15 protein-coding genes are annotated in these 14,559 nt (G+C 72.4%); 7 read left to right on the top strand and 8 right to left on the bottom strand.

What is annotated here, in order from left to right:
* The first annotated feature begins 45 nt into the window (after positions 1–45).
* The 3 genes from ACGFX4_RS31065 (at position 46) to ACGFX4_RS31055 (ending at position 2,032) form a co-directional block, all read left to right on the top strand.
* Complete coding sequence (locus ACGFX4_RS31065) at positions 46–519, top strand: MarR family winged helix-turn-helix transcriptional regulator (protein ID WP_393081372.1); 474 nt, start codon at positions 46–48, stop codon at positions 517–519.
* A 267-nt stretch (positions 520–786) separates the two neighbouring features.
* On the top strand, positions 787–1,401 hold the full coding sequence (locus tag ACGFX4_RS31060) for a sigma-70 family RNA polymerase sigma factor (protein WP_393081370.1): 615 nt from the start codon (positions 787–789) through the stop codon (positions 1,399–1,401).
* On the top strand, positions 1,370–2,032 hold the full coding sequence (locus tag ACGFX4_RS31055; RefSeq protein WP_393081367.1) for a hypothetical protein: 663 nt from the start codon (positions 1,370–1,372) through the stop codon (positions 2,030–2,032). The genes ACGFX4_RS31060 and ACGFX4_RS31055 overlap by 32 nt, the downstream gene beginning before the upstream one ends.
* Before the next feature lie 51 nt (positions 2,033–2,083).
* On the opposite strand, the gene ACGFX4_RS31050 is transcribed toward ACGFX4_RS31055, so the two are convergent.
* Positions 2,084–3,238, bottom strand: a complete 1,155-nt coding sequence (locus tag ACGFX4_RS31050) for a cystathionine gamma-synthase (RefSeq protein WP_393081364.1) — start codon at positions 3,236–3,238, stop codon at positions 2,084–2,086.
* Between the two features lie 368 nt (positions 3,239–3,606).
* Between ACGFX4_RS31050 and ACGFX4_RS31045 the strand changes: the two genes are divergently transcribed.
* Positions 3,607–3,969, top strand: coding sequence for a cupin domain-containing protein (locus tag ACGFX4_RS31045; protein ID WP_393081361.1), 363 nt, complete (start codon positions 3,607–3,609; stop codon positions 3,967–3,969).
* On the opposite strand, the gene ACGFX4_RS31040 is transcribed toward ACGFX4_RS31045, so the two are convergent.
* The 5 genes from ACGFX4_RS31040 to ACGFX4_RS31020 form a co-directional block, all read right to left on the bottom strand.
* Complete coding sequence (locus tag ACGFX4_RS31040; protein WP_393081358.1) at positions 3,954–4,451, bottom strand: DUF1203 domain-containing protein; 498 nt, start codon at positions 4,449–4,451, stop codon at positions 3,954–3,956. The two genes, ACGFX4_RS31045 and ACGFX4_RS31040, sit on opposite strands and share 16 nt — an antisense overlap.
* Before the next feature lie 92 nt (positions 4,452–4,543).
* The gene (locus ACGFX4_RS31035) at positions 4,544–5,875 is read right to left on the bottom strand and encodes a hypothetical protein (protein ID WP_393081355.1); all 1,332 of its coding nucleotides are present in this window, start codon (positions 5,873–5,875) and stop codon (positions 4,544–4,546) included.
* 120 nt (positions 5,876–5,995) lie between these two features.
* Complete coding sequence (locus ACGFX4_RS31030; protein ID WP_393081352.1) at positions 5,996–7,261, bottom strand: Ig-like domain-containing protein; 1,266 nt, start codon at positions 7,259–7,261, stop codon at positions 5,996–5,998.
* 122 nt (positions 7,262–7,383) lie between these two features.
* Positions 7,384–7,710 carry a hypothetical protein gene (locus ACGFX4_RS31025; RefSeq protein WP_393081349.1) on the bottom strand — a complete coding sequence of 109 codons (327 nt, stop codon included), beginning with the start codon at positions 7,708–7,710 and terminating at the stop codon, positions 7,384–7,386.
* 447 nt (positions 7,711–8,157) lie between these two features.
* On the bottom strand, positions 8,158–9,558 hold the full coding sequence (locus ACGFX4_RS31020; RefSeq protein ID WP_393081346.1) for a cystathionine beta-synthase: 1,401 nt from the start codon (positions 9,556–9,558) through the stop codon (positions 8,158–8,160).
* A 147-nt stretch (positions 9,559–9,705) separates the two neighbouring features.
* On the opposite strand from ACGFX4_RS31020, the gene ACGFX4_RS31015 reads away from it, so the two are divergent.
* From ACGFX4_RS31015 to ACGFX4_RS31005, 3 genes are all read left to right on the top strand, one after another.
* Entirely contained in the window at positions 9,706–10,770 is a 1,065-nt protein-coding gene (locus ACGFX4_RS31015; RefSeq protein ID WP_393081343.1) for an SGNH/GDSL hydrolase family protein, read from the top strand.
* Between the two features lie 67 nt (positions 10,771–10,837).
* A complete protein-coding gene (locus ACGFX4_RS31010) occupies positions 10,838–12,058 on the top strand; it encodes an acetyl-CoA C-acetyltransferase (RefSeq protein WP_393081340.1) in 1,221 nt (406 codons plus the stop codon).
* 266 nt (positions 12,059–12,324) lie between these two features.
* Positions 12,325–13,272 (top strand): hypothetical protein, encoded by a 948-nt coding sequence (locus ACGFX4_RS31005; RefSeq protein WP_393081337.1) that lies wholly within the window; start codon positions 12,325–12,327, stop codon positions 13,270–13,272.
* 19 nt (positions 13,273–13,291) lie between these two features.
* On the opposite strand, the gene ACGFX4_RS31000 is transcribed toward ACGFX4_RS31005, so the two are convergent.
* Together ACGFX4_RS31000 and ACGFX4_RS30995 are read right to left on the bottom strand one after the other, a co-directional pair.
* Complete coding sequence (locus ACGFX4_RS31000) at positions 13,292–13,606, bottom strand: hypothetical protein (protein ID WP_393081334.1); 315 nt, start codon at positions 13,604–13,606, stop codon at positions 13,292–13,294.
* A 60-nt stretch (positions 13,607–13,666) separates the two neighbouring features.
* A complete protein-coding gene (locus ACGFX4_RS30995) occupies positions 13,667–14,524 on the bottom strand; it encodes a Bax inhibitor-1/YccA family protein (protein WP_393081331.1) in 858 nt (285 codons plus the stop codon).
* Between the last annotated feature and the right edge of the window lie 35 nt (positions 14,525–14,559).

The raw sequence follows: 14,559 nt of genomic DNA, 5'->3' as shown, positions 1-14,559 counted from the left end.
CCGCCGTACGAAGCACCCTCACCGCACCCCCGAACGTGAGCCGCGATGACGACACCCTCGCCCCACGACCCCGGCAGCAACGACCCCCTCCACACCCAACTCCAGTACCAGGTGGCGCTGTTCGCCCGACGGATGGAACAGGCCCGGCACGGCGCGGTGGGCGCCCTGGACCGGGCCGGCTACCTGCTGCTCGACCACCTCGCCCGGCACGGCCCGGCCAACGTCAAGGCCCTGGCCGAGGCGCTCGGCATCGACTCCTCCACGGTCACCCGGCAGGCCGCCCCGCTGGTCCGCGCCGACCTGGTCGGCCGCGTCCCGTACCCGGCCGACCGTCGCACCGTCCGGCTCGCCCTGACCCCGCTCGGCGGCCGCCGGCTCGCCGAAGTCCGGGCCGACCGCGAGGAGTTGATCCGCAGCCTGACCGCCGACTGGCCGTCCGAGGAGCAGCGGGCGTTCTGCCGGCTGCTGGCCCGCTTCAACGACTCCCTCGAGTCGTACTCGACCGACCGAAAGCTGTGATCTGCGCCACACCGGTGACGCAGCGCGAGCGGTGACGATCACTGCGTGAACGGCGCCCGGCGCCCGCCACCACGCACTCTCCCGGCGGGCCCCGGGGCGCCGGTGACGCAGCGTGCCCACGCGCACGAAGGGAACAGAGAAACGACTGGTGGGCATGAGTGCAGGACCGACGATTTCGCTTAGCTGGGACGGAGGAACAACCCGACTCCGGCGCACGGAACCCGCGGAAACCGCGGAACCCGGCGCCGCGCTCGCGAAATGAGTCAGATGGACAGCACCCCTGCGCCCGGTCGGCCGCCGCACCGGCCCGGCGCCGTCCAGGTCACCGAACTCCCGCTGGACTTCGAGGCCTTCTACCTCAGGCACCTGGACGTCTACCTCGAGTACGCACAGCGCCGGATCGGCGACCCGGCGACCGCCGCGGACCTCGTCCACCAGGTCTTCCTCTACCTGCTCAGCACCTGGGACGAGGTCCTCGTCGAGCCCAACCTGTCCGCGCACTGCTGGGACGTGCTGCGCTCCGCCATCGGCTACGAGCTGCGCCGCTCCACCGCCGACCCGACCTTCACCGAGCGGATCACCTTCGCCCGGGCGATGCTGCTCAGCCGCGAGTGGTTCGCCGCCCAGGTCGGCGACCACGACCTCTTCCGCCGCATCGCCGAGCTGCCCCCGCGCCAGTTCGACGTGGTCGTCCTGAAGTACGTCATGGGCCGGCCGGTCACCGAGATCGCCTGGCTGCTCGGCCTCAGCACCCGCACGGTCGACTACCACGCGCGCAAGGCGCGGGAACGGCTCGCCGTCCTGGTGCCCGAGCTGCACCTGTCGGACAACCACTACCCGGGGGACCACGATGAAGACGTACGACGACCGCAGGATCGATGAACTCCTCGTCCGACGCCTGCGGGCCGCCCCGCCCGGCCCGGCCGACGCCCCGGCGGGGCTGCGCCGGCTCGCCGCCGACGCGGGGCGCCGGGCGGAGGGCGGCCAGCGGCCGCCGCACTGGTGGGACAAGCGCGAGCACGTCCGCGACACCCTGGAGAAGGTCTCCCGGCTGGTCATCAACGAACCCATGGCCGCCGGGAACTTCTCCCGGCTGGCCCGGTCCGACGACTCGCCCATCGAGCGCCAGGGCGCCCGGGTGTTCGGCTGCCTGTTCTACCTGACCGGCCACCCGGTCCGGGCCCAGTACTGGTGGCGCTTCGCCGGCGGCGCCGACGACCGGACCGCCGCCTTCTGCCTCTACCTGCACCACCTGTACCGGGGCGAACTGCGCGAGGCCCAGCTCTGGTACGAGCAGGCCTCCCGGATGGAGGCCACCGGCCCGGACGCCGCCAACCTGTTCGCCGCGATGGCGAAGATCGCCCAGAACGCCGCCCCGCCCACCGAACGGCTCGCCCAGGAGGTCGACCTGCTGGTCACCACCTCCACCCACGACCACGGCGAGGCGGGCATCGCGGCCCCACCCACCGAGCGGCTCGCCGAGACGCTCAACCGCTTCGCCGGGCGCAGCTGAACCGCACCCGGCGAACCCGGCGAACCCTCGGCCCGAGAGCCGACCCCCCCGTCAGCCGAGCGCCTGCTGGAGGTCGGCGAGCAGGTCGTCGATCGACTCGATGCCGACCGAGACGCGCACCAGGTCGGCCGGCACCTCCAGCGGGGAGCCGGCCGCCGAGGCGTGGGTCATCCGGCCCGGGTGCTCGATCAGCGACTCCACACCGCCCAGCGACTCGCCCAGGGTGAACAGCTGCGCGCGGTTGCAGACCTCGACCGCCGCCTCCTCGCCGCCCGCGACCCGGAACGACACCATGCCGCCGAACGCCTTCATCTGCTTCGCGGCGACATCGTGCCCCGGGTGCTCGGCCAGGCCCGGGTAGAGCACCTGGCTGACCTTCGGGTGGCGGGTGAGCAGCTCGGCGACCTGCTCGGCGTTGGAGCTGTGCCGGTCCATCCGGACACCCAGCGTCTTGATGCCGCGCAGCACCAGCCACGCGTCGAACGGGCCGGACACCGCGCCCATCGCGTTCTGGTGGTAGGCCACCTCCTCGGCCAGGCCCGCCTCGGCCACCACCAGGGCACCGCCGACCACGTCCGAGTGGCCGCCCATGTACTTGGTGGTGGAGTGCACCACCACGTCCGCGCCGAGCGCGATCGGCTGCTGCAGGTACGGGCTGGCGAAGGTGTTGTCCACCACCAGCAGCGCGCCCGCCGCGTGCGCGATCTCCGCGACCGCGGTCAGGTCGGTGATCCCCAGCAGCGGGTTGGACGGGGTCTCCACCCACACCGCGCGGGTGTTGGGACGGATCGCCTCGCGCACCTTCTCCACGTGGTGGGTGTCGGCGACGGAGAATTCCACACCCCAGCGGGTCAGCACCTTGGCGAACAGCCGGAAGGTGCCGCCGTACGCGTCGTTGGGGATCACGATGTGGTCGCCCGGCTTGAGGATCGTGCGCAGCAGGGTGTCCTCGGCCGCCAGGCCGGACGCGAAGGCGAGGCCCCGGGCGCCGCCCTCCAGCGCCGCCAGGCACTCCTCCAGCGCGGTCCGGGTCGGGTTGGCGCTGCGGCTGTACTCGTAGCCGCCCCGCAGGCCGCCCACCCCGTCCTGCTTGTACGTGGACACCTGGTAGATCGGCGTGACGACGGCCCCGGTCTGGGGGTCCGCTTCCTGACCCGCGTGGATGGCGAGGGTCTCGAAGCCCTGGGAAAGCTGGTGCTCGGTCATACTCCTGAGCCTAGTGGCCCCGAGGCCCCACAGCCCGCTGCACAACCACCGAGCCGTACCCCGGCCGGCGCCGCTGCGACAGCCTCCGCGCGTGATCATGTCCGTACGTCGAACTCTCGTCGTCGGCCCGGGACGAGGCGGCGCGTACGACGTCCTGCAACTCCGCCCGGGGGCAAGGGATTACGGCCCTGCGGGCGGGGTGGCGCCGGTGCTCTCCCGCGGTGGACGATCGCGCGAGGGGGGCGGCTGCAGTCGGCCCGTCGCCTCGCGGGGGCCGGGGGGCGGGCGGAGACTGGAGGGGTCGGCGGGGCGCGTGGATGCCGGCGCGGCCGGTGGCGGCGCCCTTCGTGACAGGGTGAGGAGCGGTCATGGCCGGGCTGGTGCGGATGAGTCTTGACGAGCCGGAGGAGGTCCGCCCGTTCGAGGGCGGGACCGGGCAGCTGGCGCTGGTGAACCTGGAGGGCGGCGCGGTAGGGCGCGCCGTGTTCGAGCCGGGCTGGCAGTGGTCGAAGCACGTGAAGCCGATCGCGAAGACCGAGAGCTGTCAGGCGTCCCACATGGGGTACATGGTGTCGGGCCGGATGAAGGTCGTGATGGACGACGGGCAGAGCGAGGAGTTCGGCCCGGGTGACGTGATGATCTGCGCGCCGGGGCACGACGCCTGGGTGGTCGGCGACGAGGCCTGCGTGGTCATCGACTGGACCGGCTTCGCCGACTACGCGCGGGGCTGATCCGGTGCGGCGCGCCGCACTTCGTGCATGAAGCAGCCGAAGGCGAGGGCCCGGACGTGGACCACGGCGACGTCCGGGTCGGCGAGGAGTTCCGCGGCCAGGGCGGGGAGCTCGTCGGGCTCTCCGGGGACGCCGCGCAGGATCCGGCCGGCCGCGTCGTAGGCGCGGAGCACGCGCGGGCCGCTGTGCATGGCGCCGGGCCAGCCGCCGGCGGGGCCGGGGCAGGGGTCGGCGTGCACGAAGACCGGGCCGAGTTCGTCGTAGGGGCCGGGGTCGGTGCCGGTCTCGGCGGCCCAGCGGCGCAGCGGGGCGTAGCCGAGCAGGGCGATCCGGTCACCGGGGCGGGCGCGGTCGAGGCAGCAGCGCAGCGGGGCGCCGCCGGTGGTGTCGACGGAGTGGACGGGGGGCCGTCCGGCGTCGTCGGCGGTGCGCAGGGCGGTGAGGACGGCGGGGGCGATGGGGCGGACGTCGAGTTCGGTCATGCGGTCCATCGTGGACGGCGCGCGGGCCGCCGTCCGGCGGGAAACGGACGTCGCGTTCCCCGCCGGAGGGCGGCCCGTGGGTGCGGGGTCGGTCAGCTCTTGAGCTGGACGAACTCCTTGAGCTCCTCGAAGGTGAAGCCGGCCTCGTTCATGGCCTTGGCCTGCTCGCGGTTCATACCGAGCTTGGCGAGCTCGGCGAGCTGGGCGTCGGTGAGCGGTGCGGCGTCGCCGGGGGCGGTGGTGGGGCCGCCGTCCTCGAGGTCGCCGCCGGCCATCTCGCCGAAGCCCTTGGTGAGGTCCTCGATGTCCTTCTTGGTGACCTCGGTGGCGCCGCCGGGGGCCTCGATCGCCGGGACGTCGCGGCCGAAGCCGATCCGGATCGGGAAGTGGATCTCCGGGCCGGCCTTGTCGGTGAGCTGGGCGATGTCGAAGGTGGCGTGCGAGAGCGCGCCGTCGCGCAGGTAGACGTCGGCGCCGACCTTGCGGTCGGGGACGGTGGCGGGCGCCGAGTCGGGCAGCGGGGTGTCCGTCGGGAGGTCCTTGACCAGCGGCTTCGCGGCCTTGAGGAAGCCCTCGACGATCGGGCGGGCGTTCGCGGAGACGTGGATCTGCTGCAGGCCGGCGCTGGCGCCGCGGTCCTCCAGGGTGACGTTCTTGGCGAACACGTCCTTGAGCGCCTTGCCGAAGCCCTCGACGGCCTTCGGGTCGAGCGACGGGACCGCGCTGGGCGAGGCGGAGGCCTTGCCGGTCGCGCTCTCGGCCTGCTTGGAGAGCTCCTCCATCAGGGCCGGGTCGAAGGAGATCCACTTGCCGTCGAGCAGGTCCTTGGCGACCTTGAAGGACGGCGGCATCGCGGCGGACATCTCATCGATCCCGGTGGTGGGCTCGCCGGCCAGCTGGGCGACGCCTCGGGCGTCGACCTTGAGGTAGCCCTTGCCGCCGACGATGCGGAAGTCGAGGTAGTTCTTGCCGCTCTTCTTGCCGCCGATCTCGTACGCGAGGTCGACGTCCTTGCTGGTGGCGAGGGCGTTGTAGTCACCGCCGGCCTGGGCCTTCTTGAAGTCCTCGACGTCCTTGAGCGGCTTCTTGGCGCTGACCGAGACGGTGAGGCTGAGGTCGGCGAGGGCCTCGGCGGCGTTCCGCTCGATCGGGTCGTCGACGGCCTTGCCGAAGGCGACCAGCTGGTCGGCGGTGGCGTCGACGGAGAGCTCGGCCTTGAAGGTCTTGCCGTCGCCGAGCTTGTCGAACGCGTCGGCGATCTTCTCGCCGGCGGTGAGCTGCTTGACGGTGCCGCAGGCGGTGAGGCCGGTGGTGAGGGCGAGGGCGCACGCGGTGGCCGCAACGGTCAGGCGGGCGGTGCGGCGTATGGCGGTGTTGATGGCTGGCTCCTGTGGAAAGGCTGGGCGGCGGCGCCAGCCAACCACGGCGGCACCGGTGCCCACACCTGGTTATTCGCCGAGTGTCGCGAACAAACTACCGGGAGCCCCCGACGGCCCCCGGAGCCGGGGCCGTCGCGGGACTTCGCAGGTCGGACCGGTCGCGGCTCAGACCGCGCTGCCGGCCTTCCACTGGGCCCAGGGCATGTTCCAGCCGTTGAGGCCGTTGGCCGGGTCGACCGTCCGGTCGCCGGAGTTCACCACCTCGACCACGTCGCCGATCATCGAGCTCGCGTAGAACTTGGCGGCGTTGGTGGTCGGGTCGTTCGCGCCCTGGACGTCGCGCAGCGCGATGCAGCCGTGGCTGGTGTTGGCGTTGCCGAACTGGGAGGCGGGCGACCAGTAGTTGCCGTGGATGAAGGTGCCCGAGGTGGTGAGCCGCTGGGCGTGCGGGACGTCCGGGATGTCGTACTCGCTGCCGAGGCCCACGGTGGCGGAGTTCATCCGGGTCTCCTTGTACTGCTCGGAGATCACCATCTTGCCGGCCCAGGTCGTGTGGTCGGGCGCGCCGCCGATCACCGGGTAGGTGGCGGTGACCTGCCCGTCGGTGGTGACGGTGAGGGTGTCGGCCTTGAGGTCGGCGACGCTGACCTGGCTGCGGCCGACGGTGAAGGTGACGTCCTTGGACTGGGTGCCGTAGACGCCCTTGGCGCCCTGCACGTCCTTGAGCCGGAGCTTGAGGGTGACCTTGGTGCCCTTGGCCCAGTAGGTCTCGGGGCGGAAGTCGAGGCGGGTGCTGGAGAACCAGTGGCCGACGATCTCGACGCCCGGTTCGGCGACCACGGTGATCGCCGACTGGACGGCCGCGCGGTCGGTGATCGCCTTGTTGAAGTTGATCGACACCGGCATACCGACGCCGACCGTGGTGCCGTCCTCCGGGGTGAAGTACCCGACGAAGGTGTTGGCGGGCGAGGAGGTGCCGAAGACGGTGTTGGCGTCGGCCTCGCGCTGCTTCTTGTCGAGGGCGACGACGGCGACGGTGTACTTGGTGCCGCTGGCGAGCGGGTCGGTGGAGGTCCAGCTGGTGCCGTCGAGGCCCAGCTGGCCGACTATCTTCTTCCCGTTCCCGCCGGTGACCGTGACGGTCTGCAGGATGCCGTCCGCGACCGTGACCTTGACCGGCTGGTTGAACGGGGCGGCGGTGGTGCCGTCGGCCGGGACGACGGTGATCTTGGCGATGGAGAGCTCGGGGCTGGGCGAGGCGTCGGTGGCGCCGGTACCGCCGGCTCCGGCGCCCGTTCCGCCGGACGGGGTGTCCTTGTCACCGCTGCAGGCCGCCACGAACAGGATCGGGGCGCCCAGCAGCCCGCCGATGACGCCGCGCCGGGTCCAGTTGCCGCCGCGCGGCCGGTCCCGCTTCTCCGATGCCGTCACGTCACGCTCCCTGGACTCGTACGAAAGTGTTCAGATCGTACGAGACTACCCATACGGTCGCCATAACGGACAAAAACCCGGTCCGGATGGTTCCGGACCGGGTTCTCGATGTGACGCAGGGCTCACTGCACCTCGTACTCGTCCCAGCTCTCGTCGTCCGGGTCGAAGTCGGTGGTGGCGGACTCCCAGGTGGCCGAGGCCAGCTCGACGCCCGGGACGTCGCCGAGCAGCGCCACCGGGTCGACGAAGTGGGCGAGCGACCCGGACGGGTCGACCTCGATCGCCTCTACGGCCTGGGCGCGCTCCTCGTCGTCCAGGTACTCGTCCTCGGTGACCTGGGACAGGGCGGCGGCCTTGAGCGCCTTCTCGTCCGTGATCTCGGCGATGAGCTCGATGGTGAGGCGTACGAAACGCGGTGCGTCCTGCTCGGGCAGGTCAGTGCTGGTCATGCCAGCGAGCGTAGGGGTTCGGACAGGTATCCGGAAACGTCGGCGCCGGGATACGGCGAGGGCCGGTCCCGGATACCGGGACCGGCCCTGCCGCTCCGTAGCGGCACCCCCACCCGGGAGCCGGTACGGAGCCGCGCCTCACGGCGCGACGGTTGCCGCGGGAGCCGCCGCACCCTGCCGCCGGCAGTGCCGGGCAGGGGCGGGACGACGGCAGCCCCCGCGGGCGGACACGGTGGGCCGGGTCAGGGCCGACCGACGTGTCCGGGACGGCCGCGGTGCCGGGGAGCCGCTCCCGGTCTTCGCTGTCGTCCTGCTCGGCGTTCTCGCCGTCGACCACTACATTGCCGAACGGTTGTTAACCGGGTGATGCGCGGAGGTGACGTCCGCGTACCAACCAGCCGGGGCGGCATCTGTTCACCCGTTCGGCGTACAGCCGGTGACGCTGCCTCAGTGGCCGGCCCGGGCGGTCAGGAAGGCCAGCAGGTCCTGCCGGGTGACGATGCCCTGCGGCTTGCCCTCGACCAGCACCACCACGGCGTCGGAGTTCTCCAGCACGGTCATCAGGTTGGTGACCGACTCGCCGGAGCCGACCACCGGCAGCGGCTTGGACATCACCTTGTCCAGCGCGTCGGTGAGCTGGATGCGCTGCGCGAACAGGCCCTCCAGCAGCTCGCGCTCGACCACCGAGCCGACCACCTCGCCGGCCATGATGTCCGGGTGCCCGGCACCCGGGGAGACCACCGGCATCTGCGAGACACCGAAGTCGCGCAGCACCCGGACCGCCTCGGCGACGGTCTCGCCCGGGTGCATGTGGACGAACTGCGGGATGCCCTCGTGCTCCAGCGCGTCCTTGCGGGCCAGCACCTCGCCGATGTGGGCCTCGTCGGTGGCGGTGGGCAGGAAGCCGTAGTCGGCCATCCAGTCGTCGTTGAAGATCTTCGACAGGTAGCCGCGGCCGCCGTCCGGCAGCAGCACCACGACGACGTCGTCCGGGCCGAGCTCGCGGGCCACCTCCAGCGCGGCGACCACGGCCATGCCGCAGGAGCCGCCGACCAGCAGGCCCTCCTCCTTGGCCAGGCGGCGGGTCATCTGGAAGGAGTCCTTGTCGGACACCGCGACGATCCGGTCGGCCACGTCACGGTCGTAGGCGGTCGGCCAGAAGTCCTCGCCGACGCCCTCGACCAGGTACGGCCGGCCGGTGCCGCCGGAGTAGACCGAGCCCTCCGGGTCGGCGCCGATCACCTGGACCTTGCCGCCGGAGGCCTCCTTCAGGTAGTTGCCGGTGCCGGAGATGGTGCCGCCGGTGCCGACGCCCGCCACGAAGTGGGTGATCCGGCCGTCGGTCTGCTCCCACAGCTCGGGGCCGGTGGAGTGGTAGTGCGAGGCCGGGTTGTCCGGGTTGGAGTACTGGTCCGGCTTCCAGGCGTTCGGGGTCTCCCGGACCAGGCGGTCGGAGACGTTGTAGTAGGAGTCCGGGTGCTCGGGGGCGACCGCGGTCGGGCAGACCACGACCTCGGCGCCGTACGCCCGGAGCGTGTTGATCTTGTCCGTGGAGACCTTGTCCGGGCAGACGAAGATGCACTTGTAGCCCTTCTGCTGGGCCACGATCGCCAGGCCGACGCCGGTGTTGCCCGAGGTCGGCTCGACGATGGTGCCGCCGGGCTTGAGGGCGCCGGACGCCTCGGCGGCCTCGATCATGCGCATCGCGATCCGGTCCTTCACGGACCCGCCGGGGTTGAAGTACTCGACCTTCGCCAACACGGTGGCGCTGATCCCGTCGGTGACCTTGTTGAGCTTCACCAGGGGCGTGTTGCCGACCAGGTCGATGATCGAGTTGTGGTACCTCACGGGGGTCCTCCCGGTGTGTGGCTTCTGTGACTGTGGGTACGGAAAGCCTATGGCCACGGATGGCCGATGCGGGCCGGTAGCGCGCCGCGCGGACGGGTACCAGTGGGGTACGCAAGGTCAGTCGCCTCGAATCCAAGGGGGTGCGGGATGCCAGGGGCACAGGCGTCGAGGGCCCGGGTGGCCCGGAGGATCGCCACCGCCGCCGCGTACGGCGGGGGCGGGCTCGGGCTGCTCGGCGTGGGCCTGGCCGGGGTGCTGCTGACCGAGAGCCGCCTCGCCATCCGGGCGATCGGCATACTCGACGGCGACCCGCCGCGCGCCGACGGCGTGTACGGCGCCGCCTTCGCCGACGCCGACGACACCCGGCCGCCGCTGACCCTGGCCTTCCTCGGCGACTCCACCGCCGCCGGGCTCGGCGTCGCCCGGGCGCAGGAGACCCCCGGCGCGCTGCTCGCCGCCGGGCTCGCCGCGATCGCCGAGCGGCGGGTGCGGCTGGTCAACGTCGCCAAGTCCGGCGCCCGCTCCTGCGACCTCGCCCAGCAGGTCGAGCAGGCCCTGGCCGAGCGGCCCGAACTCGCGGTGATCATGGTCGGCGCCAATGACGTCACCCGGCACAGCCCGGCCGCCGTCTCGGTGCGGGAGCTGGGCGACGCGGTCCGGACGCTGCGCACGGGCGGCTGCGAGGTGGTCGTCGGCACCTGCCCGGACCTCGGCACCATCAAGCCGGTCCGGCCGCCGCTGCGCTGGGTGGCCCGGCGGCTCAGCCGGCAGTTGGCCGCCGCCCAGACCATCGCCGTGGTCGAGGCGGGCGGGCGGACGGTCTCGCTCGGCTCGCTGCTCGGCCCCGAGTTCGCCGCCCGGCCGGAGATGTTCGCGGCCGACCGCTACCACCCGTCCGCCCAGGGGTACGCCACCGCCGCGATGGCCCTGCTGCCCTCGCTCTGCGCGATCCTCGACCTGTGGCCGGAGGAGCCGGCCACCGGGCCGGAGCCGATCGAGCCGCAGGCGGTGCTGCCGGTGGCGATCGCCGCCGCCGCGGCCGCCGGGCGCGCGGGCACCGAGGTGGCCGCCGCCGGACCGGAGGCCGGGGCCTGGCGCTGGGCCCTGCTCAAGCACCGGCTGCGGCTCGGACTTCCGGGCGCGGAGGAGACGCGGAGCGCGTCGCCGAGCTCACACTCCGGGACCGGTGACGTTGGAGCTACCAAGCGGTAACTTGGCGCGCGGGTGCCCGGCCGGGGCCGGGCACCCGACCACCAGGCCGTTCAGCGAGGAGCCCGCCATGCCCGAAGCCGTCATCGTCAGCGCCGCCCGTTCGCCGATCGGCCGCGCGTTCAAGGGCTCGCTCAAGGACGTCCGCCCCGACGACCTGACCGCCCAGATCATCACCGCCGCCCTCGCCAAGATCCCCGAGCTCGACCCGCGGCAGATCGAAGACCTGATGCTCGGCTGCGGCCTGCCCGGCGGCGAGCAGGGCCACAACCTGGCCCGCATCGTCGCGGTCCAGATGGGCATGGACCACCTGCCCGGCGCCACCGTCACCCGCTACTGCTCCTCCTCGCTGCAGACCACCCGGATGGCCCTGCACGCGATCAAGGCCGGCGAGGGCGACGTCTTCATCTCCGCCGGCGTCGAGACCGTCTCCCGCTTCGCCAAGGGCTCCTCCGACGGCATCCCCGGCACCACCAACCCGCTCTTCGACGACGCGATCGCCCGCACCGCCCACCGCGCCGAGCACGGCGGCGGCGAGTGGCACGACCCGCGCGAGGACGGCCTCCTCCCGGACGCCTACATCGCCATGGGCCAGACCGCGGAGAACCTCGCCGCCCTCAAGGGCATCACCCGCGCCGAGCAGGACGAGTTCGGCGTCCGCTCCCAGAACCTCGCCGAGGCCGCGATCAAGTCCGGCTTCTGGGCCCGCGAGATCACCCCGGTCACCACCCCCGACGGCACCGTCGTCAGCACCGACGACGGCCCGCGCGCCGGCGTCACCCTCGACGCCGTCCAGGGCCTCAAGCCGGTGTTCCGCCCCGACGGCACCGTTACCGCGGGTAACTGCTGCCCGCTCAACGACGGCGCCGCCGCCCTGGTCATCATGTCCGACACCAAGGCCCGCGAGCTCGGCCTCACCCCCCTCGCCCGCGTCGTCTCCACCGGCGTCTCCGGCCTCTCCCCCGAGATCATGGGCTACGGCCCCGTCGAGGCCTCCAAGCAGGCCCTCAAGCGCGCCGGCCTGTCGATCTCCGACATCGACCTGGTCGAGATCAACGAGGCCTTCGCCGCCCAGGTCATCCCCTCCTACCGCGACCTCGGCATCGACCTCGACCGCCTGAACGTCAACGGCGGCGCCATCGCCGTCGGCCACCCCTTCGGCATGACCGGCGCCCGCCTCACCACCACCCTGATCAACTCCCTCCAGTGGCACGACAAGCAGTTCGGCCTGGAGACCATGTGCGTCGGCGGCGGCCAGGGCATGGCCATGGTCATCGAGCGCCTGAGCTGATCGACTCACCCATGTGGAGTCACGCTGCGTAATTGAGGGCCGAATCACATCCGCGATGCGATTCGGCCCTCTTCCACACCCCCGAATACCGATTTGTCGACGGTCCGGATTGGATCAACTCCGCAGCGTAGAGGGGCTTTACCTAACAATTTGAGGACAAGGCAGAAAGTCCAGAACAAATCGGACATCAGCCCCTGCAGTTACGGACGCACATACGGCAGTGTGGAGACGTAACCCCGTTCCGCCCCTCGTTGGGAGTACGTTCCGTGAGCGTCGTCTACACCTCCCTGCTGCTGATCCTGATCGCCGTGTCGACCGCCGCCCTGATCCACGTCCGCGCCCTGACGCGCAAGTTGGACGCCGGCCTGGGGGCGGAGCGGACCGACGGCGTCGACGAGGCACTCATACGCCGCGCCGTCACCGAGGCACTCGCCGCCGACCGCGAGCGCGAGATCACCGAGGCCCGCGCGTTCTGGGCCGAGCAGGAGGCCCGCGCCGCGGAGGACGCACCGCTCTTCGACGCCCCGCTCACCACCATCGGCGAGGACTGGCCGCTCTTCTTCCCGCGCCCCACCGGGCCGCAGGACGCCGCCGACAACGCCGGGACGATGGACCCGGAGTTCGGCGAGGCGCTGCGCAGCGCCCTGGAGGACCTGATCAAGGAGGGCAACGGCGGCGCCCCCGCCGCGGGCTCCGACGAGGGCGGCGTCCGGCCGGCGCACCCGTCGCACCCGGCGGCCGGCGGCGGCGCCCCGGTCCCGGTCGACCCGGCCGGGGACGCCCGGGCCCGCCGCGAGGCCGACCTGCTCGCCACCGGCCTGGAGGCCGGGCTGCTCGACGCCGAGACCGAGCCCGCCGCCAAGCCCGACCCGCGCCGGCACCCCTCGCACCCGGACTTCGTGCCGAGCCCGACGCCGTCCCGCGAGTGGACCGACGACCGGCTGGCCGCCCTCGCCGAGGAGTGCGTCGCGCTGATCGACGTCCGTCCCGGCCCGCTGGGCACCCTCGACGTGTACGCCTTCGCCGACGGCACCACCCTGTGCGTGGCCCCCGGCGACCGCGAGGCCGCCTACCGGCTGATCGACGCGGTCCGGGCCGGCGAGGACGTCCGGCTGCTCGGCGGCTCGCGCTTCAGCGGCTCGTACTCGCTGACCTTCTCCACCGACGAGGAAGCCGTCTACGTCCTCGCCGACCGCGTGGTCGCCTCGATCTAGCGGACGGCCCCGGGCGCGGCTAGAGAACGGCCTCGGTCGCCTCGACGTCGGCCAGGGCCGCTGCGAGGGCCTCGGCGTCGGCGACCGCGGCGAGGTCGTGGCCGGTGACGGCCAGCTGGTCGCCGATCGCGAAGGGGCCCACGTCGGGGACGTCCTGCGCGGGGCGGCCCTCCAGGGCGAGGGCCGTGGCGGCGAGCCGGCGGGCGAGGGCCAGGCCGGCGGCGGCGCGCGACGGGTGGCCGGGCACGGCGCCCAGCAGGCGGCTCTGCGGCATCGAGCGGAAACGATCCGCCAGGCGGTCGACGGCGGCCGTGAAGGGCGTCTGATCAGGCATGGGGACGAGCGTAGCCCCCGGGAAGCGGACTTCCCGGGGGCTACGGTCACAGCAGGAGCCTCAGTCGTCGCCGCGCAGGATGGCGATCAGCCGCAGCATCTCCAGGTAGATCCACACCAGCGACAGGGTCAGGCCGAAGGCGGCCCGCCAGGCCTCCTTCTCCGGGGCGCCGCAGCGGATGCCCTCCTCGATCTCGGCGAAGTCCAGGGTGAGGAAGAACGCGCCGAGGGCGATGCCGATCAGGCCGACCACGATGCCGAGCGGGCCGGAGCGCAGCCCGAGGTCGGCGCCGAAGGCGTACGCGACCGAGTTGACCAGCATCAGGAGCACGAAGCCGATCGCGATCGAGATGCCGATCTTGGCGTACCGGGAGGTGACCCGGATCCGGCCGCTCTTGTAGGCGATCAGGGTGGCGGCGAAGACCGCGGTGGTGCCGAGCACCGCCTGGATCGCGATGCCGGGCCACAGGGTCTCGAAGACCTTGGAGACCGCGCCGAGGAAGAAGCCCTCCAGGCCCGCGTAGAGCAGGATCAGCGGCGGGCTGACGCTGCGCTTGAAGGTGATGACGAAGCCGACCACCATGGCGATCAGCGCGGCGCCGAAGGCGATGCCGTAGGTCTCGACCGGGACGGTGAACCAGGCGACGGCGCCGGCGGCGACCAGGGTGAGCAGGGTGAGGCCGGTGCGGGCGACCACGTCGTCCATGGTCATCCGGCCGGTCTGCAGCGGGCCGGCGGCCGGCTGCTGGTACATCTCGGCGAGCTGCCCGTCGGTCATCGTCTGCTGCGCGTACGGGTTGTTGCCGTAGGGGTTGGCGCCGTACGGCTGCTGCTGGGTCGTGGTCGACCCGAAGCCGGCGTAGGCGGCGTCGCGGGTGAAGGACCCCTCCCGCGAGAAGACCGGGTTGCTGCTTCTCATCACATTCCCTCCGGGACGGCACGTCGCCGCCCACG

Source organism: Kitasatospora sp. NPDC048365, assembly GCF_043200835.1.
GTDB classification, from domain to species: Bacteria; Actinomycetota; Actinomycetes; order Streptomycetales; family Streptomycetaceae; genus Kitasatospora; species Kitasatospora terrestris.
This window is presented reverse-complemented; position numbering and strand designations above follow the sequence as displayed.

What these genes read in the sequence shown, in the direction of transcription:
- ACGFX4_RS31065 (WP_393081372.1), top strand. Translation starts at nt 46, where the DNA reads ATGACGACACCCTCGCCCCACGACCCCGGCAGCAACGACCCCCTCCAC.
- ACGFX4_RS31060 (WP_393081370.1), top strand. Translation starts at nt 787, where the DNA reads ATGGACAGCACCCCTGCGCCCGGTCGGCCGCCGCACCGGCCCGGCGCC.
- ACGFX4_RS31055 (WP_393081367.1), top strand. Translation starts at nt 1,370, where the DNA reads ATGAAGACGTACGACGACCGCAGGATCGATGAACTCCTCGTCCGACGC.
- ACGFX4_RS31050 (WP_393081364.1), bottom strand. Translation starts at nt 3,238, where the DNA reads ATGACCGAGCACCAGCTTTCCCAGGGCTTCGAGACCCTCGCCATCCAC.
- ACGFX4_RS31045 (WP_393081361.1), top strand. Translation starts at nt 3,607, where the DNA reads ATGGCCGGGCTGGTGCGGATGAGTCTTGACGAGCCGGAGGAGGTCCGC.
- ACGFX4_RS31040 (WP_393081358.1), bottom strand. Translation starts at nt 4,451, where the DNA reads ATGACCGAACTCGACGTCCGCCCCATCGCCCCCGCCGTCCTCACCGCC.
- ACGFX4_RS31025 (WP_393081349.1), bottom strand. Translation starts at nt 7,710, where the DNA reads ATGACCAGCACTGACCTGCCCGAGCAGGACGCACCGCGTTTCGTACGC.
- ACGFX4_RS31015 (WP_393081343.1), top strand. Translation starts at nt 9,706, where the DNA reads ATGCCAGGGGCACAGGCGTCGAGGGCCCGGGTGGCCCGGAGGATCGCC.
- ACGFX4_RS31010 (WP_393081340.1), top strand. Translation starts at nt 10,838, where the DNA reads ATGCCCGAAGCCGTCATCGTCAGCGCCGCCCGTTCGCCGATCGGCCGC.
- ACGFX4_RS31000 (WP_393081334.1), bottom strand. Translation starts at nt 13,606, where the DNA reads ATGCCTGATCAGACGCCCTTCACGGCCGCCGTCGACCGCCTGGCGGAT.
- ACGFX4_RS30995 (WP_393081331.1), bottom strand. Translation starts at nt 14,524, where the DNA reads ATGAGAAGCAGCAACCCGGTCTTCTCGCGGGAGGGGTCCTTCACCCGC.